General features: G+C 65.3%; 23 protein-coding genes. 19 read left to right on the top strand and 4 right to left on the bottom strand.

All coding sequences use genetic code 11. The features are described 5' to 3' along the window. Window positions 1–215 precede the first annotated feature (215 nt). The 18 genes from mraZ to lpxC all read left to right on the top strand — a co-directional run bounded on the left by mraZ (window position 216) and on the right by lpxC (window position 20224). Window positions 216–644 (top strand): division/cell wall cluster transcriptional repressor MraZ, encoded by a 429-nt coding sequence (gene mraZ, locus LCI23_RS08910; protein WP_224946106.1) that lies wholly within the window; start codon window positions 216–218, stop codon window positions 642–644. After that, window positions 631–1635 carry a 16S rRNA (cytosine(1402)-N(4))-methyltransferase RsmH gene (gene rsmH / locus LCI23_RS08905; RefSeq protein WP_374041162.1) on the top strand — a complete coding sequence of 335 codons (1005 nt, stop codon included), beginning with the start codon at window positions 631–633 and terminating at the stop codon, window positions 1633–1635. Before mraZ ends, rsmH begins: the two co-directional genes overlap by 14 nt. After that, window positions 1632–1904, top strand: a complete 273-nt coding sequence (ftsL, locus tag LCI23_RS08900; RefSeq protein ID WP_224946105.1) for a cell division protein FtsL — start codon at window positions 1632–1634, stop codon at window positions 1902–1904. The genes rsmH and ftsL overlap by 4 nt, the downstream gene beginning before the upstream one ends. Next, complete coding sequence (locus tag LCI23_RS08895; RefSeq protein ID WP_224946104.1) at window positions 1901–3688, top strand: penicillin-binding protein 2; 1788 nt, start codon at window positions 1901–1903, stop codon at window positions 3686–3688. Before ftsL ends, LCI23_RS08895 begins: the two co-directional genes overlap by 4 nt. Then, window positions 3688–5208: a UDP-N-acetylmuramoyl-L-alanyl-D-glutamate--2,6-diaminopimelate ligase gene (locus LCI23_RS08890; protein WP_224946103.1), complete on the top strand. Its 1521-nt coding sequence runs from the start codon at window positions 3688–3690 to the stop codon at window positions 5206–5208. Before LCI23_RS08895 ends, LCI23_RS08890 begins: the two co-directional genes overlap by 1 nt. Continuing rightward, window positions 5208–6575 carry a UDP-N-acetylmuramoyl-tripeptide--D-alanyl-D-alanine ligase gene (gene murF / locus LCI23_RS08885; protein ID WP_224946102.1) on the top strand — a complete coding sequence of 456 codons (1368 nt, stop codon included), beginning with the start codon at window positions 5208–5210 and terminating at the stop codon, window positions 6573–6575. Before LCI23_RS08890 ends, murF begins: the two co-directional genes overlap by 1 nt. A gap of 1 nt (window position 6576) precedes the next feature. Next, window positions 6577–7746 (top strand): phospho-N-acetylmuramoyl-pentapeptide-transferase, encoded by a 1170-nt coding sequence (mraY, locus tag LCI23_RS08880; protein WP_224946101.1) that lies wholly within the window; start codon window positions 6577–6579, stop codon window positions 7744–7746. A gap of 16 nt (window positions 7747–7762) precedes the next feature. Continuing rightward, on the top strand, window positions 7763–9274 hold the full coding sequence (gene murD, locus LCI23_RS08875) for a UDP-N-acetylmuramoyl-L-alanine--D-glutamate ligase (protein WP_224946100.1): 1512 nt from the start codon (window positions 7763–7765) through the stop codon (window positions 9272–9274). Continuing rightward, entirely contained in the window at window positions 9274–10491 is a 1218-nt protein-coding gene (gene ftsW / locus LCI23_RS08870) for a putative lipid II flippase FtsW (protein WP_224946099.1), read from the top strand. Before murD ends, ftsW begins: the two co-directional genes overlap by 1 nt. Next, window positions 10488–11585, top strand: coding sequence for an undecaprenyldiphospho-muramoylpentapeptide beta-N-acetylglucosaminyltransferase (gene murG, locus LCI23_RS08865; protein WP_224946098.1), 1098 nt, complete (start codon window positions 10488–10490; stop codon window positions 11583–11585). Before ftsW ends, murG begins: the two co-directional genes overlap by 4 nt. After that, window positions 11582–12970: a UDP-N-acetylmuramate--L-alanine ligase gene (gene murC / locus LCI23_RS08860; protein WP_224946097.1), complete on the top strand. Its 1389-nt coding sequence runs from the start codon at window positions 11582–11584 to the stop codon at window positions 12968–12970. Before murG ends, murC begins: the two co-directional genes overlap by 4 nt. 4 nt (window positions 12971–12974) lie before the next feature. Beyond that, on the top strand, window positions 12975–13952 hold the full coding sequence (locus LCI23_RS08855) for a D-alanine--D-alanine ligase (RefSeq protein ID WP_224946096.1): 978 nt from the start codon (window positions 12975–12977) through the stop codon (window positions 13950–13952). Between the two features lie 6 nt (window positions 13953–13958). Beyond that, window positions 13959–14786: a cell division protein FtsQ/DivIB gene (locus LCI23_RS08850; RefSeq protein WP_224946095.1), complete on the top strand. Its 828-nt coding sequence runs from the start codon at window positions 13959–13961 to the stop codon at window positions 14784–14786. Window positions 14787–14799: 13 nt separating this feature from the next. After that, the gene (ftsA, locus tag LCI23_RS08845; RefSeq protein WP_159696325.1) at window positions 14800–16032 is read left to right on the top strand and encodes a cell division protein FtsA; all 1233 of its coding nucleotides are present in this window, start codon (window positions 14800–14802) and stop codon (window positions 16030–16032) included. 191 nt (window positions 16033–16223) lie between these two features. Further along, window positions 16224–17420 carry a cell division protein FtsZ gene (ftsZ, locus tag LCI23_RS08840; protein ID WP_224946094.1) on the top strand — a complete coding sequence of 399 codons (1197 nt, stop codon included), beginning with the start codon at window positions 16224–16226 and terminating at the stop codon, window positions 17418–17420. Window positions 17421–17582: 162 nt separating this feature from the next. Beyond that, window positions 17583–18086, top strand: coding sequence for a peroxiredoxin (locus LCI23_RS08835; protein ID WP_224946093.1), 504 nt, complete (start codon window positions 17583–17585; stop codon window positions 18084–18086). Window positions 18087–18351: 265 nt separating this feature from the next. After that, window positions 18352–19239 (top strand): DMT family transporter, encoded by an 888-nt coding sequence (locus LCI23_RS08830; RefSeq protein WP_224946092.1) that lies wholly within the window; start codon window positions 18352–18354, stop codon window positions 19237–19239. A 49-nt stretch (window positions 19240–19288) separates the two neighbouring features. Next, window positions 19289–20224: a UDP-3-O-acyl-N-acetylglucosamine deacetylase gene (gene lpxC, locus LCI23_RS08825; protein WP_224946091.1), complete on the top strand. Its 936-nt coding sequence runs from the start codon at window positions 19289–19291 to the stop codon at window positions 20222–20224. Between the two features lie 67 nt (window positions 20225–20291). Here lpxC and LCI23_RS08820 read toward each other — a convergent pair whose 3' ends face one another. Next, the gene (locus tag LCI23_RS08820; protein WP_224946090.1) at window positions 20292–20759 is read right to left on the bottom strand and encodes a DciA family protein; all 468 of its coding nucleotides are present in this window, start codon (window positions 20757–20759) and stop codon (window positions 20292–20294) included. A gap of 262 nt (window positions 20760–21021) precedes the next feature. Between LCI23_RS08820 and secA the strand changes: the two genes are divergently transcribed. Further along, window positions 21022–23805 carry a preprotein translocase subunit SecA gene (gene secA, locus LCI23_RS08815; protein ID WP_224946089.1) on the top strand — a complete coding sequence of 928 codons (2784 nt, stop codon included), beginning with the start codon at window positions 21022–21024 and terminating at the stop codon, window positions 23803–23805. Window positions 23806–23930: 125 nt separating this feature from the next. Here the strand turns inward: secA and LCI23_RS08810 are convergent, their stop codons facing one another. The 3 genes from LCI23_RS08810 to LCI23_RS08800 all read right to left on the bottom strand — a co-directional run. Next, on the bottom strand, window positions 23931–24587 hold the full coding sequence (locus LCI23_RS08810) for a type II secretion system protein (protein ID WP_224946088.1): 657 nt from the start codon (window positions 24585–24587) through the stop codon (window positions 23931–23933). 153 nt (window positions 24588–24740) lie between these two features. Continuing rightward, window positions 24741–25445: a type II secretion system protein gene (locus LCI23_RS08805; protein WP_224946087.1), complete on the bottom strand. Its 705-nt coding sequence runs from the start codon at window positions 25443–25445 to the stop codon at window positions 24741–24743. A gap of 47 nt (window positions 25446–25492) precedes the next feature. After that, a partial coding sequence (locus tag LCI23_RS08800; protein WP_224946086.1) for a hypothetical protein occupies window positions 25493–26098 on the bottom strand: 606 nt, incomplete at its 5' end.

The following is a 26098-nucleotide window of genomic DNA, read 5'->3' as shown; positions in this document are numbered from 1 at the left end:
GAGACATTTTACCTTGACGAAGCCTTAATGACTGCATCTAAGTCCTTGGTTTCATTAGACAAATTAGGATTTCCAAGCGTGAATTCGCTTGACCACCAATCTTGATTCCAATAAAGTGGGAAACAGTGTGAAAAAGTGTCGATTTGTGGGAGGTTTTCCGAACCCCGAACGGCCAAAAAATTCTAAATTGCTCATTCTCCAAGCTAGGTAAACACGTGTTCCAGGGCGCGTCAGCGATCAATCTCGATGCAAAGGGCCGGATGTCGATTCCGGCCAAGCACCGTGACGCCCTGGCGCTCCAGTGCGAAGGCCGCATGACGCTGACCAAGCATCCGCATGGCTGCCTGCTGTTCTTTCCGCGTCCGGTGTGGGAACAGCATCGCGAGCAGATCGCCGCCTGGCCAATGTCGGCCAGGGCGTGGCAGCGCATTTTCCTTGGTAACGCCTGCGATGTCGAGTTGGACAGCGCTGGCCGGGTGCTGATCTCGCCCGAGCTGCGCGCTGCCGTGGGTTTGGAGAAAGAAGTCATGATGTTGGGCATGGGCACCCATTTCGAAATCTGGGATGCCGCCAAGCTTGCCGAAAGCGAAGCCGAGGCCGTGGCTGGCGGCATGCCCGATGTCCTTTCCAATTTCTCCTTCTGAGGCACCGATGACGGAAACAAGGCCGGTGCCTGGATCAATGGAATACCAGCATCGCACGGTGCTGCTGGATGAAGCGGTCGATGCGCTTGACCTGAACGGCGAGCGCGTCAACGGTACTTATATAGATGGCACCTTCGGGCGTGGCGGCCACAGCCGCCTGATCCTGTCGCGTCTGGGTCCCCAGGGGCGCCTGATCGCCTTCGACAAGGATCCACAGGCGATCGCGACCGCGCAAGAAGTGCAGGACCCCCGTTTTACGATCGTGCACGACAGTTTTGCCACGATGCATGACGCGCTGGACGCGCGCGGCATCGGCCAGGTGGACGGCATCCTGCTGGACCTTGGCATTTCGTCGCCCCAGGTGGACGACGCGACGCGCGGATTCAGTTTCCGCCAGGACGGCCCGCTTGACATGCGCATGGACACCACGCGCGGGATGTCGGCGGCCGAATGGGTGGCCACCGCGCCGGAACAACAACTGGAAAAGGTGATAAGGGATTATGGAGAAGAGCGGTTTGCTTTCCAGATTGCAAAGGCGATTGTTGCTCGCCGCGCAATCCAGCCAATTTCGACCACACGAGAGCTTGCCGCAATCGTGGCAGACGCGGTCAAAACCCGGGAAAAGGGCAAGGATCCGGCCACCCGGACCTTTCAGGCTATCCGGATTTTCATCAATCAAGAGCTTGAAGACCTTGAAGCAGGTCTGAACGCGGCCTATGCCATGCTGGCGCCGGGCGCCCGCATGTCGGTGATCAGCTTCCACTCGCTGGAAGACCGCATGGTCAAGCAGTTCCTGGCCTCGAAGGCCAAGGTGGCGCAGCCGGACCGCCGGCTGCCGATCCGCGCGGTCGACCTGCCGCAGCCCCTGATGAAGCTGATCGCCAAGATCAAGCCTTCCGACGTGGAAGTCGAGGCCAACCCGCGCGCCCGTTCGGCGGTGCTGCGCGTGGCCGAACGCCTCGGTGCGACAAAAGCGGGGGCGCCGGCATGAGCGTCAAGCTGAACATCGTGCTGACGGTCGCCGTGGTCGGCTGCGCGCTGTCGGTGGTGAACGCGCGCTACCAGGCGCGCCACCTCCTGATCGAATACGAGCGCCTGAACCAGCATGCGCGCCAGCTTGAGATTGACTGGAGCCAGCTCCAGCTCGACCAGTCCACCCTCGGCAAGAACGAACGCATCGAACAGATCGCGCGCACCAGCCTGAACATGGCCCCGCTGAGCCCCGCCCGTACCCAATACCTGACGGAAGGCGCCCAATGAGCAGCAACGCGAGCCGCGTCGATCGTCGCAGCACGGCGCGCGTCGCCGCGTCCAGGGGCGTCGCCTTCAGCAAGAGCCCGGTGCTGGCCGTGAGCGTGCCGAGCTGGCGTTCGCGCGTGGTGCTGTTCGTGCTGTTCATCGCTTTCGCCGCGCTCGCCGCGCGCGCGCTGTGGCTGCAGGGCGTGTCGACCCAGTTCCTGCAAAAGCAGGGCAAGAGCCGCTACGAGCGCCTGGTCGAGCTGCCGGCCGCGCGCGGCAAGATCATGGACCGCAACGGCCAGGTGCTGGCCTCCTCGCTGCCGGTCAAGTCGGTGGCCGCCTTCCCGAAGGAAGTACTGGCCGGACCGACCGACAAGCTGCCGGAGCTGGCGCGCCTGCTCGAGATGCCCGAATCGGAACTGCGCGCCAAGCTCGATCCGAAGCGCAGCTACGTCTACCTCAAGCGCCAGGTCGAGATGAGCGCGGTCGAGAAGATCGAGAAGCTCAAGATCGACGGCATCGACACCCGCAAGGAATACAAGCGCTACTACCCGCAGGGCGAAGTGATGACCCACATGGTGGGCTTCACCAACGTCGAGGACAAGGGCCAGGAAGGCATGGAGCTGTTCCACCAGAAGTCCTTGAACGGCGTACCGGGCAGCCGCCGCGTGATCCGTGACCGCCTCGGCCACATCGCCGAGGACCTGGGCATGTTCCGCGAGCCGCACGAGGGCAAGGACCTGACGCTGTCGGTCGACAGCAAGCTGCAGTACATCGCCTTCACGAGCGTGAAGAACGCGGTCGAGAAATTCAACGCCCAGGCCGGCGGCGCGGTGGTGCTGGACGTGCACACCGGCGAAGTGCTGGCCATGGCCAACTACCCGACCTACAACCCGAACGACCGCTCCAAGCTGACCGGCGCCCAGCTGCGCAACCGCGTCATCACCGACACCTTCGAGCCGGGTTCGACGCTCAAGCCGGTCACGGTGGCGCTCGGCCTGGAAAAGAAGAAGATCACCCCGGACACCGTGTTCGACACGTCCGGCGGGCGCATCGTCGTGGGCGGGCGCCCGATCCGGGACATGCACCCGAAGGACGCCCTGACGGTCAGCGGCATCATCCAGAAATCCTCGAACGTCGGCACCGTCAAGATCGCCCAGATGCTCGAACCGAAGGACATGTGGGAGCTGTACACCAAGCTCGGCTACGGCCAGGCGCCGCGCTTCGGCTTCCCCGGCGCCGTCGCCGGCCGCGTGCGTCCATGGAAGTCGTGGAAGCCGATCGAATACGCCAATATGTCCTTCGGCCACGGCCTGTCGGTATCGCTGCTGCAGCTGGCGCGCTCCTACATGGTGTTCGCGCGCGACGGCGACATCATTCCGCTGTCCTTCCTGAAGGTCACCGAAGAGCCGGTCGGCCAGCAGGTGATCTCGCCCGCGACCGCCGCCAAGGTGCGCACCATGCTGGAATCGGTCGTGGAGCCGGGCGGCACCGCGACGCGCGCCCAGGTGGCCGGCTACCGCGTGGGCGGCAAGACCGGCACCGCCGAGAAGATCGTCAACGGCCGCTACTCGAAGACCGACAACATCGGCTACTTCGTCGGCATTGCGCCGATGTCCAGGCCGCGCTTCATCATCGCGGTCATGATCGACAATCCGCGCGGGGCGCTCCGGACCGGCGGCAGCGTCGCGGCGCCGACCGCCGCGGACCTGGCCTCGAATGCCTTGCGGGCCGCGAACGTGCCGCCCGACTCGTCGATCACCGACATCATCATCTCGGACGAACCGGTAGAGGAGAACCTGTGATGGCGATGGGCCTGAACGACATCTGCCAATGGATCCGCGCCGCCGCCCCGGGCGGCCGCCTCGTTTCCGACTCGCGCCGCGTGAGCAAAGGCGACGTGTTCTTCGCTTATCCGGGCGAGGCCTCGGACGGGCGCCGCCACATCGCGGCCGCCATCGCGGCCGGCGCCGCCGCCGTGGTGTACGAGGAAGAGGGCTACAGCTGGGATGACGCACACGCGGTGGCGCACCTGGGAGTTGCCAGGCTGAAGCAGAACGCGGGCCCGCTGGCGCACGCCGTGCTGCAGCACCCGGACGCCGCCATGTTCACCGTGGGCGTCACCGGCACCAACGGCAAGACCTCGTGCGCGGTGTGGACCGGACAAGCGCTCGCGCGCCTCGGCGAGACCGCCGCCGTGATCGGCACCCTCGGCGTCGGCATCGTCAACGGCAAGGGCGAGCCGCAGTTCGACGCCACCGGCTACACCACCCCGGACGCCGTGCTGCTGGCCCAGCTACTTTCCGAGCTGCGCGCCCGCGAAGTGGGCGCGCTGGCGATCGAGGTGTCCTCGATCGGCCTGGTGCAGGAGCGTGCCGCCGGCATGCACTTCGACGTCGCCGTCTTCACCAACCTGACACGCGACCACCTCGACTTCCATGGCGACATGGAGAACTACGAAGCGGCCAAGCGCCAGCTGTTCGCCTGGGAAGGCCTCGGCCACGCCGTGGTGAACCTGGACGACCCGGCCGGCCTGCGCCTGGCGGCCTGGCTGCGCCAGCAACGCCCGCAGCTGCCGCTCACCGGCTATACCCTGCGCAGCGAGGCCGAGCAGCCGGCCATCGACGGCGTCCGCATCCTGCGCGCATCGAACCTGCGCAGCCGCCACGCCGGCACCGAATTCCAGGTCGATACCCCGGCCGGCAGCGCCCTGGTGAAGACCGCCCTGGTGGGCCACTTCAACGTCAGCAATGCGCTGGCGGTGCTGGGCGCGCTGCTGGCCAAGGGCGTGGCGTTCAAGTCCGCGCTGGAGGCGATCGAGGCGCTGGTGCCGGCCCCGGGCCGCATGCAGCAGATCGGCGGCCAGGATGCGCCGATGGTCGTGATCGACTACGCGCATACGCCCGATGCGCTGGAAAAGACGCTGGGAGCGCTGCGCCAGGTGGCCGACGAGCGCGGCGGCCGGCTGTGGTGCGTGTTCGGCTGCGGCGGCGACCGCGACCCCGGCAAGCGTCCGCAGATGGGCGCCGTCGCCCAGGTGGCCGACCAGATCGTGGTCACCAGCGACAACCCGCGCAGCGAAGAGCCGGCCAGCATCATCGCCCAGATCGTCGCCGGCATCGACAAGCAATGGCAGACGGTCGAGGACCGCGCCACCGCGATCCTGCTGGCCGTGAAGAACGCCGGCCGGCAGGACGTGATCCTGCTGGCGGGCAAGGGCCACGAGCCCTACCAGGAAATCAAGGGCCGGAAGATTCCGTTCTCCGACGCCGACCACGCCGCGCTGGCATTGACGGCCCGGCTCACGATGATGAGGACGCACTGATGCGCGCGACGCTCGCCCAACTGCTGGCCGCGATCCCGGGCGCACGCCTGGTGGGCGCCGATGCCGCCTTTGAAGGCGTGTCCACCGACAGCCGCACCGCGCCCGCCGGCGCGCTGTTCGTGGCCCTGAAGGGTGAACACTTCGATGCCCACGACTTCCTCGGCCAGGTCGCCGGACGCGGCGTGGCCGCCGCCGTCGTGCACACGGTGCCAAACGACTGGACCCTGCCGGCCATCGTGGTGCCCGACACCCTGGTGGCGCTGGGCCGCATCGCCCATTTCTGGCGCGCCCATTTCGCCATTCCCGTGATCGGCGTGACCGGCTCGAACGGCAAGACCACGGTCAAGGAAATGATCGCGTCCATCCTCGCCGCCGCCTTCGGCGAGGACGCGCGCCTGGCCACCCAGGGCAACCTGAACAACGAGATCGGCGTGCCGCTGACCCTGTTCCGCCTGAACGGCGCGCAGCGCGCGGCCGTGATCGAAATGGGCATGAACCACCCGGGCGAGATCGCGCGCCTGGCGGCGATCGCCGCGCCCACGGTGGCGATGGTCAACAACGCCCAGCGCGAGCATCAGGAATTCATGCACACGGTGGAAGCGGTGGCGCGCGAGAACGGCGCCGTGCTGGCGGCGCTGCCGGACCACGGCGTGGCCGTGTTCCCGGGCGACGACACCTATACGGATCTGTGGCGCGCGCTGGCCAGGTGCGAGGTGCTGACCTTCGGCCTGGACGCCGGCTGCGACGTGAGCGCGCGCTATGCCTCCACCGGCTTTGGCAACGCGCTGCAGGTGCGGGCGCGCGGGGAGAACTTCGGCGTCAAGCTGGCCGCGGCCGGCGAGCACAATGTGCGCAACGCACTGGCGGCAATCGCCTGCACGCTGGCGGCCGGCATCCCGGTCGAGGCCATCGTGCGCGGCCTCGAGAACTTCGCGCCGGTCGGCGGGCGCCTGCAGCGCAGGCAGGCCGCGAATGGCGCCACCGTCATCGACGACACCTACAACGCCAACCCCGACTCGATGCGCGCCGCGATCGACGTGCTGGCGGCGTATGCCCCGCCGCGCATCCTGGTGGTGGGCGACATGGGCGAAGTCGGCACGCAGGGAAAAGAGTTTCACGAAGAAATCGGTGCCTATGCGCGGCAGCAGGGCATCGAACACGTGCTCGCCACTGGCGAACTGGCGCGCCACATGCGCGCGTCGGGAGCACGGCACTACGAGCAGTTCGACGAATTATTGGCAGCACTGGATCAAACACTGGGCGGCAATACGCGTGCAACTGTGCTGGTGAAGGGCTCGCGCTTCATGAAGATGGAGCGCGTGGTCCAGCACCTGACCGGACAAACCATCAAGAAAGACGCCCACTGACATGCTTCTCTGGCTCGCCCAATACTTCCAGGACTATCTCGGTCCGCTGCGCGTGTTCAACTACATCACCTTCCGCGCCGTGTTCGCCACCATTACCGCGATCAGCATCGGCCTGCTGTGCGGTCCGGCCGTGATCCGCAAGCTGACCGCCCTGAAGGTCGGCCAGGCGGTGCGCACCTATGGCCCGCAGACCCACCTGGCCAAGCACGGCACCCCCACCATGGGCGGCGTGCTGGTCCTGATCTCGATCGGCATCTCGACCCTGCTGTGGTGCGACCTGTCGAACCGCCTGATCTGGCCGGTGCTGGTGGTGACCATGGGCTTCGGCGCCATCGGCTGGGTCGACGACTACCGCAAGGTGGTCTACAAGGACCCGGAGGGCATGCGCTCGGGCGAGAAATACTTCTGGATGTCGCTGATCGGCATCGCCTCGGCCCTGTACCTGGCGTTCTCGGTCTCGGCTGCCAACCCCTGGGAAGTGCTGCAGCTGTTCTACGCCTGGGTGCAGTCGGGCTTCTCGATGACCCTGCCGCCCAAGGCCGACCTGATCGTTCCCTTCTTCAAGTCGATCAGCTACCCGCTGGGCGTGTGGGGCTTCATCGCGCTGACCTATTGCGTGATCGTGGGCTCCTCGAACGCGGTGAACTTCACCGACGGCCTGGATGGCCTGGCCATCATGCCGACCGTGATGGTGGGCGGCGCCCTCGGCCTGTTCGCCTATCTCACCGGCAGCGCGACCTTCTCGAAATACCTGTTCATCCCCTACATCCCGGGTGCCGGCGAACTGCTGATCTTCTGCGGCGCGATGGCGGGCGCGGGCCTGGCCTTCCTCTGGTTCAACGCCCACCCGGCGCAGATGTTCATGGGCGACGTCGGCGCGCTGGCGCTGGGCGGCGCGCTCGGCACCATCGCCGTCATCGTGCGCCAGGAAATCGTGCTGTTCATCATGGGCGGCGTGTTCGTGGCCGAGACCCTGTCGGTGATCATCCAGGTGGCATGGTTCAAGTACACCAAGAAGCGCTATGGCACCGGCCGCCGCGTGTTCCTGATGGCGCCGCTGCACCACCATTTCGAACAGAAGGGCTGGAAGGAAACCAAGGTCGTGGTCCGCTTCTGGATCGTGACGATGATGCTGGTGCTGGTTGGCCTGTCTACGTTGAAACTGCGTTGAAGCTGCGAAGAAGAGAATGAACTACGAAGGCAAATCCGCATTGGTGCTGGGCCTGGGCGAGTCCGGGCTGGCGATGGCGCAGTGGCTGGCGCGCTGCGGCGCGCGCGTGCGCGTGGCCGACACGCGTACCGAGCCGCAGCGCCTGTTCGCGCTGCGCCAGGCGGTGCCGAATGCGCAGTTCATGGCCGCCGACGCATCGGGCGTCTTCGGCCCCGCGCTGCTCGATGGCACCGACTTCGTCGCCGTCAGCCCGGGCCTGGCCCCCGGGCGCGAGCTGGCCGCGCTGATCCCGGCGGCGGCGGCGCGCGGGGTGCCGGTGTGGGGCGAGATCGAGCTGTTCGCCCAGGCCCTGGCCCGGCTGCGCGCAGACAAGGGCTATGCGCCGAAAGTCATCGCGATCACCGGTACCAATGGCAAGACCACCGTCACCAGCCTGACCGGCCTGCTGTGCCGCCGCGCCGGCCTGTCCACGCGCGTGGCCGGCAACATCAGCCCGGCCGCGCTCGACGTGCTGCGCGAATGCCTCGATAGCGACGCGCTGCCGCAGGCCTGGGTATTGGAGCTGTCCAGCTTCCAGCTGCACACCACCTTCAGCCTGCGGGCCGATGCCGCCACCGTGCTGAACCTGACACAGGACCACCTCGACTGGCATGGCAGCATGGAGGCCTACGCGGCGGACAAGGCGCGCATCTTCGGGGCCGGCACGGTACGCGTGCTGAACCGCGACGACGCGATCGTGATGCGCATGGCCGCGCCCGACGCCCCCAGCGTCACCTTCGGCACCGGCGAACCGCAGGATGCCGACAGCTTCGGCCTGGTGAGCGAACGCGGCGTGCTGTGGCTGGCCAATGCGGTCGCCCTCGACAGCGAGCCGCCGAAGAAACTGAAGAAGGGCGAAGCTGCGCCGCCGGTGGAAACCGCGGTCAACCGCCTGATGCCGGCCGACGCGCTGAAGATCCGCGGCCTGCACAATGCTTCCAACGCGCTGGCGGCCCTGGCCCTGTGCCGCGCCTGCGGCCTGCCGCTGGCGCCATTGCTGCACGGCCTGCGCGAGTATGCGGGCGAGCCGCACAGGGTGGAACTGGTGGCGACCATCGACGGCGTCGACTACTACGACGACAGCAAGGGCACCAACGTGGGCGCCACCGTGGCCGCGCTGGAGGGCCTCGGCAAAGCCTTCACCGGCGAAGACCAGCAGATCCTCCTGATCGCAGGCGGCGACGGCAAGGGCCAGGACTTCGCCCCGCTGGCCGCACCGAGCGCGCGCCATGTGCGCGCGGTGCTCCTGATCGGCCGCGACGCGCCGCTGGTGCGGGCCGCGATCGCGCCGACCGGCGTGCCCGTGTTCGACCTGCCGGGCCTGCCCGAAGCGGTGCACCGCGCCGCCGGCCTGGCGCGCCCGGGCGACGCGGTGCTGCTCTCGCCGGCCTGCGCCAGCCTCGACATGTTCACCAATTACGCGCACCGCGCGCAGGTCTTCGTCGATGCCGTGCGCGACGTGGCGCTGGAAAAGGGGCAGGACATCTGATGGCCTTCCAGCTGCCTTTCAAATTTTCCGGTTCGGCGAGCGATGCCAGCATCGCCGCGCGCACCCGGCCGTCGAAGATGATGGACTACGACCAGCCGCTGGTGTGGGTGACCGTGCTCCTGATGATGTTCGGCCTGGTCATGGTGTACTCGGCCTCGATCGCGCTGCCCGATTCGCCCAAGTTCGCCTACCTGAACGACAAGAACGAATACTTCCTGTACCGCCAGATGATGTACATCGCGGTCTCGATGGCGGCTGCCGCCGTCGCCTTCCAGGTGCCGGTCGCCGTGTGGCAGAAGTGGGCGCCGATGATGTTCATCGGCACCCTGTTCCTGCTGGCCCTGGTCCTGATCCCGGGGCTGGGCGTGTCGGTGAACGGCGCACGCCGCTGGCTGCCGCTGAAGGTCATGAACCTGCAGCCGTCCGAGATCATGAAGATCGCGGCGGTGCTGTACGCGGCCGACTTCACGGTGCGCAAGCAGGAATACATGCACAAGCTGACCAAGGGTTTCCTGCCGATGATGGTGGCGATCGGCCTGGTCGGCGGCCTGCTGCTGATGGAGCCCGACCTCGGCGCCTTCGGCGTGATCGTCTGCATCTCCATGGGCATCCTGTTCCTGGGCGGGATCAACATCGTCTGGTTCGGCGGCATCGGCGCGCTGCTGGTGCTGATCTTCAGCGCCATCATCGCACTGTCTCCGTTCCGCCGCGCGCGCATGTTCGCCTACCTCGATCCCTGGGAAGAGGGCAATGCGCTGGACAAGGCCTACCAGCTGACGCACTCCTTGATCGCCTTCGGGCGCGGCGAGTTCTTCGGCGTGGGCCTGGGCGGCAGCGTGGAAAAACTGTTCTACCTGCCGGAAGCGCACACCGACTTCATCATGGCCGTGATCGGCGAGGAACTCGGCCTGGCCGGCGTGCTCGTCGTGATCGCGATGTTCTACTGGCTGGTCAAGCGCGCCTTCGACATCGGCCGCCAGGCCATCGCCCTCGACCAGACCTTCGCCGGCCTGGTGGCGAAAGGCATCGGCATCTGGATCGGGACCCAGACCTTCATCAACATGGGCGTGAACCTGGGCCTGCTGCCGACCAAGGGCCTGACCCTGCCCCTGATGAGCTTTGGCGGCTCGGGCGTGCTGTTCAACTGCGTCGGCCTGGCGATCCTGCTGCGGATCGACTACGAGAACCGGGTGCGCATGCGCGGGGGCCGATCATGAGTACACAAGCGAGGAAGAAACTCATGATCATGGCGGCCGGCACCGGCGGCCACATCTTCCCCGGCATCGCGATCGCCCAGACCATGCGCGCGCGCGGCTGGGAAGTGTCCTGGCTGGGTACCGCGCACGGCATGGAGACCGAACTGGTGCCGAAAGCCGGCATCGCGATGGACAGCATCGACTTCGCCGGCCTGCGCGGCAAGGGCCTGGGCCACACCATCCGGGGCGCCTTCAAGATGCTGGGCGCGTTTGCCGCCTGCCGCCGCTATCTCGGCCAGCGCAAGCCGAGCGTGGTGCTGGGCATGGGCGGCTACGTGACCGTGCCGGGCGGGATGATGGCCAAGACGCGCAATATTCCGCTGGCCCTGGTCAATGCCGACGCGGCCCTGCTGCTGTCGAACAAGACCCTGGCCCCGATCGCCAGCCGGGTGCTGTTCGGCTTCCCGGCCGACTTCGGCGCAGCGGCCGGCAAGGCGGTGGTCACAGGCAATCCGGTGCGCCAGCAGATCCTCGACCTGCCGCTGCCCGCCGCGCGCTTTGCCGACCGCGGCGGCCCGCTGCGCGTGCTGGTCGTTGGCGGCAGCCTGGGTGCGAAAGTGCTGAACGACAGCGTGCCGGCCGCGCTCGCCCTGATCGACGCCGGCATGCGCCCCCTCGTGACCCACCAGTCGGGCAAGAAGAACATCGCCGACCTGCGCGCCGCCTACGCGGCGGCCGGGGTACAGGCGAACGTGGTCGACTTCATCGACGACATGGCGGCCGCCTACGCGGACGCCGACCTGGTGATCTGCCGCGCCGGCGCCATCACCGTGTCGGAACTGACGGCGGCCGGCGTGGCCAGCGTGCTGGTGCCGTTCGTCGCCAGCACCACCAGCCACCAGCGCGACAACGCGGTCTGGATGCAGGAACAGGGCGCGGCCGTCCACCTGCCGCAGGGAGAACTGGATCCGCGGCGGCTGGCCAGCCTGCTGCAGACGCGCCGCAGCGATTGCCTGGCAATGGCGCAGGCGGCGTACAAGGTAGGCAAGCGCGATGCCAACGAGGCGATCGCGCGCGAACTGGAGGCACTGGCCGCAATGGGCAACAAGGCATGAAACACAAGATCAAGAACATCCATTTCGTCGGCATCGGCGGCAGCGGCATGAGCGGCATCGCCGAGGTGCTGCTCAACCTGGGCTACAAGGTCTCGGGTTCGGACCTGGCCAGCAATGCGGCCAGCCAGCGCCTGGCGGAGCTCGGCGCGCGCGTGTTTACCGGCCACTCGGCCGAGCACGTGCTTGGTGCCAACGTGGTCGTGACCTCGACCGCCGTCAATGAAGCGAATCCGGAAGTGATGGCAGCGCGCGCCGCCAAGGTGCCGGTAGTGCCGCGCGCGATCATGCTGGGTGAACTGATGCGCCTGAAACGCGGCATCGCGATTGCCGGCACCCACGGCAAGACCACCACCACCAGCCTGGTGGCCTCGGTACTGGCCGCGGGCGGCATGGACCCGACCTTCGTGATCGGCGGACGCCTGACGGCGGCCGGCGCCAACGCCAAGCTGGGCTCGGGCGACTACATCGTGGCCGAGGCCGACGAGTCGGACGCCTCGTTCCTGAACCTGACGCCGATGATCGAGGTGATCACCAACATCGACGCCGACCACATGGACACCTACGAGCACGATTTCGAGAAGCTCAAGGCGGCCTTCGTGAACTTCACCCACCGCCTGCCGTTCTACGGCCGCGCCATGCTGTGCATCGATGATCCGCACGTCGCAGCCATCCTGCCCCAGGTGACCAAGCCGGTCACCACCTACGGCTTTTCGGAGGAAGCGGAAGTGCGCGCCCTCGACGCCTATGCGGACGGCGTGCAGATGCACTTCACGGTGCGCCAGCAGGGCTATCCGGACACCCGCTTCGTGCTGAACCAGCCGGGCATGCACAACGTCCTGAACGCCTGCTCGGCGATCGCGATCGCGCGCGAGATCGGTATTTCCGACGAAGCGACGAATGCCGGCCTGCAGGACTTCAGCGGCGTCGGCCGCCGCTTCACGCGCTACGGCGAGGTCGCGATTCCCGGCGGCGGCAGCTTCACCCTGGTCGACGACTTCGGCCACCATCCGGTCGAAACCGAGGTGACCCTGGCCGCCGCGCGCGCCGCCTACCCGGGCCGGCGCCTGGTGCTGGCTTTCCAGCCGCACCGCTACAGCCGCACGCGCGATCTGTTCGAGGACTTCGTGAAAGTGCTGGCCACGCCGGACGTGCTGCTGCTGGCCGAGGTCTACCCGGCCGGCGAGACGCCGATCGTGGCCGCCGACGGCCGCGCCCTGGCGCGCGCACTGCGCACCGGCGGCAAGCTGGAACCGATTTTCGTGGAGGCGATCGCCGATATGCCGGCCGCCATCCTGAATGTGGCGCGCGACGGCGACGTCGTGATGACCATGGGCGCCGGCTCGATCAGCGGCGTCCCGCACCAACTGACTACTGCAAAGGTTTAAACAAGTGAACGTTTCAACGACCAAGGGCACCGCAAGCGTCGACCCGGCATCCTTCGGGAAAGTGGGCGTGCTGTTCGGCGGCCGCTCCGCCGAGCGCGAGGTGTCGATCATGTCCGGCACCGGCGTGCTGGAAGCACTCAGGAGCCGCGGCGTGGACGCCCACCCCTTCGACCCGGGCACCCAGAGCCTGGCCGAACTGGCCGCGCAAGGCTTTGATCGCGTGTTCATCGCGCTGCACGGCCGCTACGGCGAAGACGGCAGCCTGCAGGGCGCGCTCGAGCAGCTCGGCATTCCCTACACCGGCAGCGGCGTGATGGCGTCCAGCGTCGGCATGGACAAGATCACCACCAAGAAGATCTGGAAGTTCGACCACATCCCGACCCCGGACTACATCGCGATCGAGCCGGGCACCGACCTGGACGAGGTGCTGGTCTCGCTCGGCCTGCCGCTGATCGTCAAGCCGCCGCTCGAGGGCTCGACCATCGGTATCACCAAGGTCAGCCAGGCCGAGGAACTGAAGGCCGCCGTGGAGCTGGCGGCCGGCTTCGACGCCGTGGTGCTGGCCGAGGAATTCGTCACCGGCCGCGAGTTCACCGTGGCCGTGCTGGGCACCGGCGCCAATGCGCGCGCGCTGCCGATCGTCGAGATCGTGGCCCCGGAAGGCAACTACGACTACCAGAACAAATACTTCACCGACGACACCCGGTACCACTGCCCGGCGCAGCTGGACCCGCTACTTTCCGAGGAAATCCAGCGCCACGCGGTGAACGCCTACCGCGCGCTCGGCTGCGAGGGCTGGGGCCGGATCGACGTGCTGGTGCGCGAATCGGACATGCGTCCCTTCCTGCTCGAAGTGAACACCTCGCCCGGCATGACCTCGCACTCGCTGGTGCCGATGGCGGCGCGCGCGCTGGGGATCAGCTACGAAGACCTGTGCCTCGAGATCCTGGCATCGGCGCGCCTGAAGATGACAAAGGTATAACGACGCATGTGGCATGACGTCCGAGCCCTGAACGCGACCGCCAGTTCCCTGGTGGCGCTGGTGGTGCTCGCCTGTATCGGTTCCGCCGTGTGGTGGGTGTCGCAGCGCCCCATGTTCTCGCTGCGCGCGGTGACGGTGGAAAGCATGTACGAGATTCCGCTGCGCCACGTGAACGAACTCACGGTGCGCAACGGGGTGGTCGGCAAGATCCGCGGGAATTTCTTTACCACCGACCTGGACCAGGTGCGCGCGACCTTCGAGACCGTGCCCTGGGTGCGCCGCGCCACGGTGCGCCGCGAGTGGCCGAACGGCCTGATCGTCGAGGTGGAAGAGCACGAGGCGCTCGGCACCTGGGGCGAGGATGGCCGCCTGCTGTCGGTCAAGGGCGACGTGTTCACCGCCAACCTGGCCGAGGCCGATGACGACCACGAGCTGCCCGCCTTCGATGGCCCGCGCGGCAGCGAGAAGGATGTGCTGGCCCGCTTCACCGAGCTGCGCGCCCTGTTCGCGCCGGTCCAGCTGGTGCCGCAGGCGCTGTCGCTGTCCGAGCGCTATGCCTGGACCGTGAAGCTGGACAATGGCATGAGCGTGGCCCTGGGCCGCGAGCAGGACCGGGACACGCTGAAGAAGCGCGTGCAGCGGCTGGTGGGCGTCTACCCGCAACTGGTCGCGCGGCTGCAGGAAGGGCGCATCGATACCATCGACATGCGCTATCCGAACGGCCTGGCGCTGTCCTCGGCGGCCCTGGCGGTGCCGGAGGACGCCACCAAGCCTGTGAAGCCGGCCAGGAAGAAACCGAATCAAACCACCAACAAAACAACCAAGCACACATAAGCAGGCAACAGCAATGACAAAAGACGCGAAGAACCTGATCGTCGGCCTCGACATCGGCACCTCGAAGGTGGTGGCGGTGGTGGCCGAAGTGATGTCCGACGGACGCCACGAGGTGATCGGCCTCGGTCAGCACGAGTCGAAAGGATTGAAGAAGGGCGTGGTCGTGAACATCGAGGCCACCGTCGAGTCGATCCAGCGCGCGCTCGAGGAAGCGGAGCTGATGGCCGACTGCAAGATCCGCAATGTCTATGCTGGCATCGCCGGCAGCCATATCCGCTCGTTCAATTCGAGCGGCATGGTGGCGATCAAGGACAAGGAAGTCACCGCCACCGATGTGGCGCGCGTGATCGAGACCGCCAAGGCGGTCAACATCCCGACCGACCAGCAATTGCTGCACACCGTGCCGCAGGAATTCATCGTCGACAACCAGGAAGACGTGCGCGAGCCGATCGGCATGAGCGGCATCCGCCTCGAAGTGCGCGTGCACATCGTCACCGGTGCGGTGTCCGCGGTCCAGAATATTGTAAAGTGCGTGCGCCGTTGCGGGCTCGAGGTCTCCGACCTGATCCTGCAGCCGATTGCCTCGGCCGACGCCGTCCTGACCACCGACGAAAAGGAACTGGGCGTGGTCCTGATCGACATCGGCGGCGGCACCACCGACATCGCCGTGTATTCGGATGGCGCGATCCGCCACACCGCGGTCCTGCCGATCGCCGGCGACCAGATCACCAGCGACATTGCGATGGCGCTGCGCACCCCGACCGGCGAAGCCGAGGACATCAAGATCCGCTACGGCGTGGCCAAGCAGGTGCTGGCCGACCCGGGCGAGACGCTCGAGGTGCCGGGACTGGGCGACCGCGGACCGCGCGCCCTGTCGCGCCAGGCGCTGGCGGCCGTGATCGAGCCGCGCGTCGAGGAACTGTTCGCGATGGTGCACACGGTGGTGCGCGAATCGGGCTACGAGGGCGTGCTCTCGTCGGGCATCGTGCTCACCGGTGGCAGCTCGATCATGCCGGGCATGATCGAGATGGCCGAGGACATCTTCCTGAAGCCGGCGCGCCTGGGCACGCCGGACTACCGCGGCCAGCTGGCCGACGTCGTGCGCAGCCCACGCTACGCCACGGTGCTCGGCCTGCTGCTGGAAGCGAAGAAGCAGTACCTGCGCGGGCACATCGTGACGCGCCAGGACGGTTCGGTGAAGGCGGTCTGGCAGCGCATGAAGGAATGGATAGCTGGGAATTTCTGAAGCAGAAGCGGGGTAACAGCGGGGCAGGGAAGCAGGCAGGGCGCAGGGCACGAATTTTTTTAGTACGGCTGCAACAAAACGTTCACGGGTAAAGATTTTTTAAATACAATCGCTACTTCCGGTTTCACCGCGTTGCCAGGGGCCTGGCACCGTGCCGAAACGGGGCGGCATCTTGAATATTGGGAGTTCACATGGAGTTCGATATGGTCGATAACGCAGCACTGGGGACCGTTATCAAAGTTGTCGGCGTCGGCGGCGCTGGCGGCAACGCGGTTCAGCACATGATCAACAGGGGTGTGTCCGGTGTCGAGTTCATCGCCGCAAACACGGATGCGCAGGCGCTGGCGGTATCGAGCGCCAACAACATCATCCAGATCGGCGAGTCCGGCCTGGGCGCCGGCATGCGTCCGGAAGTGGGGCGCCAGCTGGCCGAGCAGTCGCGTTCGCGCATCGAGGATGCGCTGCGCGGCGCGCACATGGTCTTCATCGCCGCCGGCATGGGCGGCGGCACTGGCACCGGCGCCGCGCCGATCGTGGCCGAAGTGGCCAAGTCCATGGGCGCGCTGACCGTGGCCGTGGTCTCCAAGCCGTTCTCCTACGAAGGCGACAAGTGCATGCAGGTCGCCGAGGCGGGCCTGGAAGAACTGACCAAGCACGTCGATTCCCTGATCGTCATCCTGAACGAAAAGCTGGAAGACATCTACGAAGACGAATCGATGCTGGACTGGATGAAGCACGCCGACGACGTCCTGAATAACGCCGTCGCCGGTATCGCCGAGATCATCAACGTGCCGGGCCACATCAACGTCGACTTCAACGACGTGAAGACCATCATGAGCGAGCAGGGCAAGGCCATGATGGGCACCGCGACCGCCTCGGGCGTGGACCGCGCGCGCATCGCCGCCGAGCAGGCCGTGGCTTCGCCGCTGCTGGACGGCATCGACCTGTCGGGCGCCAAGGGCGTGCTGGTCAACGTCACCGCCTCGCGCGGCCTGAAGGGCAAGGAGATCAAGGAAGTCATGGCTGCCGTGCGCGCGTTCGCCGCACCGGACGCCTCGATCGCACAGGGCATCGCCTACGACGAGTCGATGGGCGACGAGCTGCGCGTGACCGTGGTCGCGACCGGCCTGGGCAAGAACAAGAAGATGCAGCTGGTGCAGCCGCAGCAGATGCTCAAGACCGGCACCTACAATGCCCCGATGATGGCAGGCGCCACCACCGTGGCGGGCGGCCTGACCATGGGCCAGGCCGGCGGCGACGCCATGGGCGGCATGAAGCAGCCGGCCGTGTGGCGCCGCGAGCAGGCCTCCGAGCAGGTGCAGGCGATGCAGCGCAACGGCGTCGAGACCTACGACATCCCGGCCTTCCTGCGCAAGCAGGCCGACTGAGTCGTCCCGACCGGACTCCCGAAGGCCAGCGCGAGCTGGCCTTTTTCGTTGGGGCGCCGCGTGAGTCGTGGGCGAAGCCGCCCGATGAACGGCCTTTCTGCAGACCGGGTCCACATCGGCGATAATTGTCGGATTCTCAAAACACAACAAGGAGTACACCCCATGAGCATCCAGATCGGCGAGCGCCTGCCGGAAGGCACCCTGTCGGAATTCATCGAAACCGAAACCGCAGGCTGCTCGCTCGGCCCGAACACTTTCCAGGTCACCGAACTCGCCAAGGGCAAGAAGATCGTGATCTTCGGCCTGCCGGGCGCCTTCACCCCGACCTGCTCGGCCCAGCACGTGCCGGGCTACGTGAAGCACGCCGAGGCCCTCAAGGCCAAGGGCGTGGACGAGATCTGGTGCATCTCGGTGAACGACGCCTTCGTGATGGGCGCCTGGGGCCGCGACCAGAAGGCCACCGGCATCGTGCGCATGATGGCCGACGGTAACGGCGACTACTCGAAGGCTCTGGGCCTGGACGCCGACTTCTCGAAGCACGGCATGGGCACCCGCTGCAAGCGCTACTCGATGCTGGTCGAAGACGGCGTGGTCAAGGCGCTGAACGTGGAAACCAGCGGCTTCGAAGTCTCGAGCGCCGAGAAGATGCTGGAACAGCTGGGCTAATCAGCCGCACTACTGCAAACGGCGCCAAGGCGCTCATGACGTTCAGTTAAGCAGTGCTGGGAGTATTTGTAGGGTGGGCGGGGGAATCTAGTCCAGTGGACTAGATTCCCGCCCACGCGGTCAACCAGCTGCGAAATCATCGCGTACGGCTTTCCATCGGCTACCTATCACCGCGTGGGCGGCGTAGCCGCCCACCCTACGCCCACTTCACTGAACGGCATGAGCGCCACGGCGCCGTTTTTTTGTCCTTGAACGTTTGATCGCCATGCTCCTGAAACGACCCGCCGGCAATCTCTACAGCATCTACGCGATGGTGCTGGCCGTGTTCATGTTCGCGCTGATGGACACGGTGATGAAGATGCTGTCCCAGCGCTACCCGGCGATCCAGGTGGCCGCGCTGCGCTCGCTCACATCGCTGCCGCTGGTGGCGCTCTATGTCGGCCTCAAGGCCGGTTACGGCGGCGTGTTCCGCATCCGCTGGCCGCTGCACATCCTGCGCGCGGTGCTCGGCATCGCGATGCTGGCCTTCTTCGCCTTCGGCATCCGCCAGCTGTCGCTGGCCGAGGCCTACACGATCTTCTTCATCGCGCCCGCCCTTATCACGGCGCTCTCGGTGTGGTTCCTGAAGGAGCGCGTCGACCGGGCGCGCTGGATCGCCATCGGCGTCGGCCTGTGCGGCGTGCTGGTGGTGCTGCGCCCGAGCGGCGCGGGGTTCCTGACCATCGGCGGCCTTGCGGTGCTGGGGGCGGCCGCGATGTACGCGATCTCGGCGATCACGGTGGGCATCCTGGCGCGCACCGACCGCAGCGAATACATGGTGTTCTGGCTGATGCTCATGATGGCGGTCGGCGCCAGCCTGCTGGCCGCGCCCGGCTGGGTAGGGATGCGCATGGGCGACCTGCCGCTGCTGCTGGCGCTGGCGCTTACCGGCTTCATCGGCCAGCTGGCGATCACCGAAGCCTTCGCCCGGGGCGATGCCTCGAGTGTCGCCCCGTTCGAATACACGGCCCTGGCCTGGGCGGTCGGCCTTGACTGGCTGCTGTGGCACACCCTGCCCGATGGCTGGACCGTGGTGGGCGCCGCGATCATCATCGGCAGCGGCCTGTATCTGATCCGCCACGAAAAAGTGCACGTCGAATCGGATCACCCCTAGTGTGCGGCCGGCGTCAGCGACGGCCGGGACGCTGGGCTATAATCGGCGGATGCTGAAACAACGAACCATCAAACAGGTCGTGCGCACCACCGGTGTGGGCGTGCACTCGGGCACCAAGGTCGAACTGACCCTGCGTCCGGCCCCGCCCGGCGCCGGCATCACCTTCCGCCGTGTCGACTATGACCCGGTCGTGGCCATTCCGAGCGCGGCCGACGTGGTTGGCGAGACCCGCATGGCCACGGTCCTGATCAAGGACGGGGCGCGCGTGTCCACCGTCGAACACCTGATGTCGGCCTGCGCCGGCCTCGGCATCGACAACCTGACCGTGGACGTGACGGCCGAGGAGATCCCGATCATGGACGGCTCGGCCGCCTCCTTCGTGTTCCTGCTGCAGCAGGCCGGCCTGGAAGAGCAGGATGCGCCGAAGCGCTTCATCCGCGTGCTGAAGGACGTCGAGATCCGCCAGGGCGAAGGCAAGAACGAAAAGTGGGCGCGCCTGTCGCCCTACGACGGCTTCAAGCTCGACTTCTTCATCGAATTCAACCACCCGGCGGTGGACGGCACCATGCAGCGCGCCGCCGTCGATTTCGGCGACGTCTCCTATGTGCACGACGTGGCGCGCGCGCGCACCTTCGGCTTCATGCAGGACGTGGAAACCCTGCGCGGCCTGGGCCTGGCGCGCGGCGGCTCGCTGGAAAACGCGATCGTGATGGACGAATACCGCATCCTGAACGCGGACGGCCTGCGCTACGAGGACGAATTCGTGCGCCACAAGATCCTGGACGCGATCGGCGACCTGTACATCGTCGGCCACCCGCTGCTGGCCAGCTACACGGCCCACAAGTCGGGCCACGCGCTGAACAACGAGCTGCTGCGCAAGCTGCTGGCGACGCCCGATGCCTACGAGTGGGTGGAGTTCGATTCCTTGAGCGAGGCGCCGCCGTCCTATCTGCGGCAAATGACGCGCGAATGGGCGCAGATGTAAGACGCGGCGCGCATCCAGGGGTGCGCGGGCGGGGCGGGGCAGGAACCGGCTGCCGGCTGCCGCGGCGCTAGCGGCGTTTTTCGGCCAGCCGGCGCAGGGCGGCCACCAGGTCCTTGTTCTGGCTGCTGTCGTCGAGCGATTCCGCCAGTTCCTCGAAGGCCTGCACCGCCGTCGTCGGCAGTGCCAGGACGCGCGGCTGCGGCTTGTCTTCAGCCATGGCGCGCGCCACCTGCACCTTCAGCTTCACCGTTTCCACCGCCCAGCCGCGCTGCGCCAGCGCGGACTGCAGCTTGGGCAGCATCTGCTTCATGCGCGCGGCCACCGCGGAACTCGGCACGGCCAGCACCAGCACCCCGTCCTGGAAAGAGATCACGTCGGTATTGCCGGCCATGACAGGCAGGATCGCGGCGCAGTCGGACTGCAGCCGGGCCATGCGCATCGCGGCCGGCAGCAGGCTGGCCATGCGTTCGTTCTTGCGCAGGAAGTCGGTCGCGACGATCGAGGTCTGGCGGTTTTTGGTACCGTAGATATGCACTGCGGAAAAGAAGAAAGGAAACAGGGGAAGCGAATGCCGCCAACATACCATATGCGCGGGCGGCATGCAGGAGTAGCGTGGGGTTTGGTGCAATTTGATAACATTTTACTGTCCAGCAGGCTTGTTATCCTGCCCATTGCCCCCAAGTGTGGCCGGATCGCATGATAAAATCAGTAGCTTTTTGCCATAGGCGGTCTGCGGTGGGTAGTATGTACTAGTCACCCCTGGCTCTTTTTGCGGCGTAATTTTCTAGAACACAGCAATGTCATTCCTGACCCAGATTTTCGGCAGCCGTAACCAGCGACTGCTCAAGCAATACCAAAAGACCGTGCGCCAGATCAACGCGCTCGAGCCCCAGATGGAAAAGCTGTCGGACGCCGAACTCCAGGCCAAGACGCCGGAATTCAAGGACCGCCTGGCCAAGGGCGCGACCCTGGACGACATCCTGCCGGAAGCCTTCGCGGTCTGCCGCGAAGCCGCCAGGCGCGTGCTCAAGATGCGCCACTTCGACGTGCAGCTGATCGGCGGCATGGTCCTGCACCAGGGCAAGATCGCGGAAATGGGCACCGGCGAGGGCAAGACCCTGATGGCGACCCTGCCGGTCTACCTGAACGGCCTGTCGGGCAAGGGCGTCCACGTCATTACCGTCAACGACTACCTGGCCCAGCGCGATGCCGAGTCGATGGGTCGCCTGTACAGCTGGCTGGGCCTGTCCACCGGCGTCAACCTGTCTCAACTCGACCACGACAGCAAGCAGACCGCCTACGCCTCGGACATCACCTACGGCACGAATAACGAATTCGGCTTCGACTACCTGCGCGACAACATGGTCTACGACGTGCGCGAACGCGTGCAGCGCAGCCTGAACTTCGCGGTGGTCGACGAGGTCGACTCGATCCTGATCGACGAAGCCCGCACTCCCTTGATCATCTCCGGCCAGGCCGAGAACCACACCGACCTGTACCACCGCCTGAACGACCTGCCGCCGCTGCTGACGCTGCAGGTCGGCGAAGAGACGCCGGACGGCAAGGGCAAGATCGAAGTCCCGGGCGACTACACCAAGGACGAGAAGGCGCACACCGTGCTGCTGACCGAGGCCGGCCACGAGAAGGCGGAAAGCATCCTGACCCAGTGGGGCCTGCTGCCGGAAGGCGCTTCGCTGTACGACGCCGCCAACATCACCCTGATCCACCACCTTTACGCGGCGCTGCGCGCCCACGTCCTGTACCACAAGGACCAGCACTACGTGGTGCAGAACAATGAGGTGGTGATCGTCGACGAATTCACCGGCCGCCTGATGACCGGCCGCCGCTGGTCGGACGGCCTGCACCAGGCCGTGGAAGCCAAGGAAGGCGTGCGCATCCAGAACGAGAACCAGACCCTGGCCTCGATCACCTTCCAGAACTACTTCCGCATGTACGGCAAGCTGGCCGGCATGACCGGTACCGCCGACACCGAAGCCTACGAATTCCAGGAGATCTACGGCCTGGAAACCGTGGTCGTCCCGCCGAACAAGCCGTCGCAGCGCAAGGACCGCCAGGACCAGGTCTACAAGTCGGCCGAAGAAAAGTACAACGCGATGTTGAGCGACATCCGCGACTGCTACGAGCGCGGCCAGCCGGTGCTGGTCGGTACCACCTCGATCGAGAACTCGGAACTGCTGTCCGGCATCCTGAACCAGGCCAAGCTGCCGCACAACGTGCTCAATGCGAAGCAGCACGCGCGCGAAGCGGAAATCATCGCCCAGGCCGGCCGTCCGAAGATGATCACCATCGCCACCAACATGGCGGGCCGCGGTACCGACATTGTTTTGGGCGGCAACGTCGAGAAGCAGATCCAGCTGATCGAATCCAACGCCGAACTGCTTGAGGCCGACAAGGCCGCGCAGGCCAAGACCCTGCGCGACGAATGGCAGTCGCTGCACGACCACGTGGTGGGCGCGGGCGGCCTGCACATCATCGGTACCGAGCGCCACGAATCGCGCCGGGTCGACAACCAGCTGCGCGGCCGTTCGGGCCGCCAGGGCGACCCGGGTTCCTCGCGCTTCTACCTGTGCCTGGACGATCCGCTGCTGCGCATCTTCGCCGGCGACCGCGTGCGCGCGATCATGGACCGCCTGAAGATGCCGGAAGGCGAGCCGATCGAGGCGGGCATCGTGACCCGCTCGATCGAGACCGCCCAGCGCAAGGTCGAGGCCAGGAACTTCGACATCCGCAAGCAGCTGCTCGAGTACGACGACGTCGCCAACGACCAGCGCAAGGTGATCTACACCCAGCGTAACGAGCTGCTGGAGTCAAGCGACATGGCCGAGCTGATCGCCTCGCTGCGCGTGGGCGTGTTCACCGACCTGGTGCGCGAATACGTGCCGGCCGAATCGGTGGAAGAGCAGTGGGACATCAAGTCGCTGGAATCGGTGCTGTCGGCCGAGTGGGCGCTGGACGTGCCGCTGCAGAAGATGCTGGCCGAGGATCCGAACCTGAACGACGACGATATCCTGGAGCGCGTCCTGAAGGCGGCCGAGACCTCGTACAACGCCAAGGTGGAAGTGGTCGGCCGCGAATCCTTCGGCGGCTTCGAGCGCAACGTCATGCTGCAGAGCCTGGACACCCACTGGCGCGAACACCTGGCGGCACTGGATCACCTGCGCCAGGGCATCCACCTGCGCGGCTATGCGCAGAAGAACCCGAAGCAGGAGTACAAGCGCGAAGCCTTCGAGCTGTTCAGCGGCATGCTGGACCGTATCAAGGACGAGGTGATCCGCACCGTGATGACGGTCCGCATCCAGACCCGCGAGGAAGTCGAGGCGGCCGAGGCGGCGATGGCGGCCCAGGCGACGCACCTGGAAAACCTCAATTTCCAGCACGCCGACTTCAACCCGTCGGCGGCGCCGGAAGAGCTGCTCAACCCGAATCCGGTGCGCAGCGACGCCGCGGCGGTGGCGGCGGAAGACCACAGCAGCTACATGGGCGTGAAGGTCGGCCGCAACGATCCTTGCCCGTGCGGGAGTGGGAAGAAGTTCAAGCAGTGTCACGGCAGGCTGGCGTAAGCGGCGCCAGATGAACAAGGTGACCGGTGCATGAACGTACCGGTCACCTGCGCAGCCAGCAAGGCAATCCCCATCCGATGGTATGATACGTAGCAGACCCCTACGTCGTCCTTGCAAACAGCTACCTAGAACGCCGTACAGACGGTGTAGCGTTTTTCGTTGACGTAAGGCGTTGGCGCTGTCGGCGTATTCACCGAAACTGCTTCGGTTTCCATCGCCGCCCACATTACCCCCGTCGTTGCATCGCCGTCATCCACCTCCTCGTCCATTGACCTCGCCAGAGTGCCGCTGATTCGCGACGAGCAGACATTGTAAAGGCCGGGGACACCGGCGGGTCTGGTCGGGATCTTGTCGTTGGATGTTATCCCAAGAATGCCACCCACGGCATTGTGCGCCAGGTTGTACTGCTCTTCTTTAGCGAGCCCGGCTTTGCGGACATGTTGCCAAAAAAGTTCATTTTCTCTTTTACTCGAGATTCCTGAAACGCTACGCATATTCCAGGCATCTGTGCCGTCTATCAATGCGTTACCGCCCAGATCCTCGTCGGCGGAGGTCGCGCCGGTAATCTTCTTCGCTGCGCTCGTGTCGTCGCCGGGAATTGCGCCATACCGTTCACGATACGCGTAAAGCATATGCTTTACCTCTTGCATCTCACGCACGAGCGTCTTTGAAGTCGATCGTTCAATAAGCTGGTTTACTGAAATCGTGCTAGCGAGGACGAATCCGACGATCGCAAGAACCACCATGGTTTCAAAGAGCGTCAATCCTGCCTGGTTTTTCATAATTCTTCCTCTCGTTATCGGCATTTTCGCGGATATGCTCTGTTTTGACAGCGCGAATTCATGAAGACTTTCATGGTGACCAAGGTATTTTCTGGGTTTCGGATTACGGAATTCCTTTGGAACGGAAATAGTCCTTCGTCGGCTAAAGTGGAGTTAGAAAGCCATGCAAACCGTAAAACTTTGTCCAGGATTATATGGACTGGTAGGTGTCTTGGTAATGACGCCCAGGCCGCCATCTTCTGCTGCGCCCCACACTCTTCCCGTCATGGCATTTCCATCGTCCAGTTGAGCGTCGACCATAGCGGCCATGTCACCGGTAATTTTCGACGAACATGCAGAATATAGGCCGGATATCCCATCAGGGCGCGTTGGGAGCCAGACAGTGGAGGTAATACCGATACGGCCACCGACAGCGTTTCGTGCTCCAACCGAAGCAGGGTCTCCCCGAGCAAATCCCGCAAGTCGTACATGGTTCCAGAAAAGTGCAGACTCATCCATTGCATAAACAGTTGACGCGGCCCATGATTTATAGAAGGAATACCCAGTGATGAGGCCGTCGCTACCCACAATATTGTAGGTCTCATTACATTCGATTGATCCTCTGCAGGCATTAACTGCTCCCGCACCCAAATGGCGCGTGGCATTCGTGTCATCGCCAGGAATTGCGCTATACCGTTCCCGGTACTGTATGAGCATGTCCTGTACCCATACCAGTTCGCCTGCCAGCTTTTTCGCAGTGCTAGCCTGAATCAGTCCGTGGCCCTTGACAACAAGACCGGTGAGCAGGGCGAACAAGGCGATGACAAATGCGAGCTCAAAAAGGGTGAAGCCGGATGCCCGCTTGAAGTTACGCCGCATTTAGCGCTCCTTTCGCTGCAAAATTTCCGAACCAAGATTCGCGAAAATCAAATGGCTAGGCAAACGGTATAGAATGCGCCATCTTCATAACTTGTTGCCAGTTCCGCATTGGCAGCGGTAACGGCAGCACCACTTTCTTTCGAGGAAAAGACCTGGCCGGAGTTTGAAAGCTGGTCGTCCAGCGCGATATCGACTGCGCGCGCCAGGCGGCCGGGGATATTCCCGGAACAGATGAAGTACTGGCCAATGACGCCAGCAGGCGTTTTAGGACGCTGGTCGTTCGACGTAATGCCGAGCGGGCCACCGACGACATTGCTCGCTTTGCCCGAGCTGGCCAGGCCGGTGGCCATGCCGGCGAGCCGCACGTGTTGCCAGAACAGGGAAGATTCGTTGGTGGCGTCCGGTGCGGTGGTGCCAATCCAGGATCCGGTATTAATTTTTTCGTCGCCAGCCGAAGCGCTGGACACCGTTGCATTTGGATGATGGGAAGTGGCGAGGGCGTCATCGCCTGGCGTCGCTTTGAAAATGTCTTTATAGGAATTGGTCATCGTCCAGACAGCCCTGAATTCATTCACGAGTGCCTTTGCTTTCGCGTTCTCGATCATTGACTGGCCTTTCAACACGCCGCCCAGCAGCAATCCAATAATGACCAG

Source organism: Massilia sp. MS-15 (assembly GCF_020176695.1).
GTDB lineage: Bacteria > Pseudomonadota > Gammaproteobacteria > Burkholderiales > Burkholderiaceae_D > Telluria > Telluria hydrophila.
Note: the sequence above shows the minus strand (reverse complement) of the source record. Positions and strands in the feature narration are given on the sequence as shown.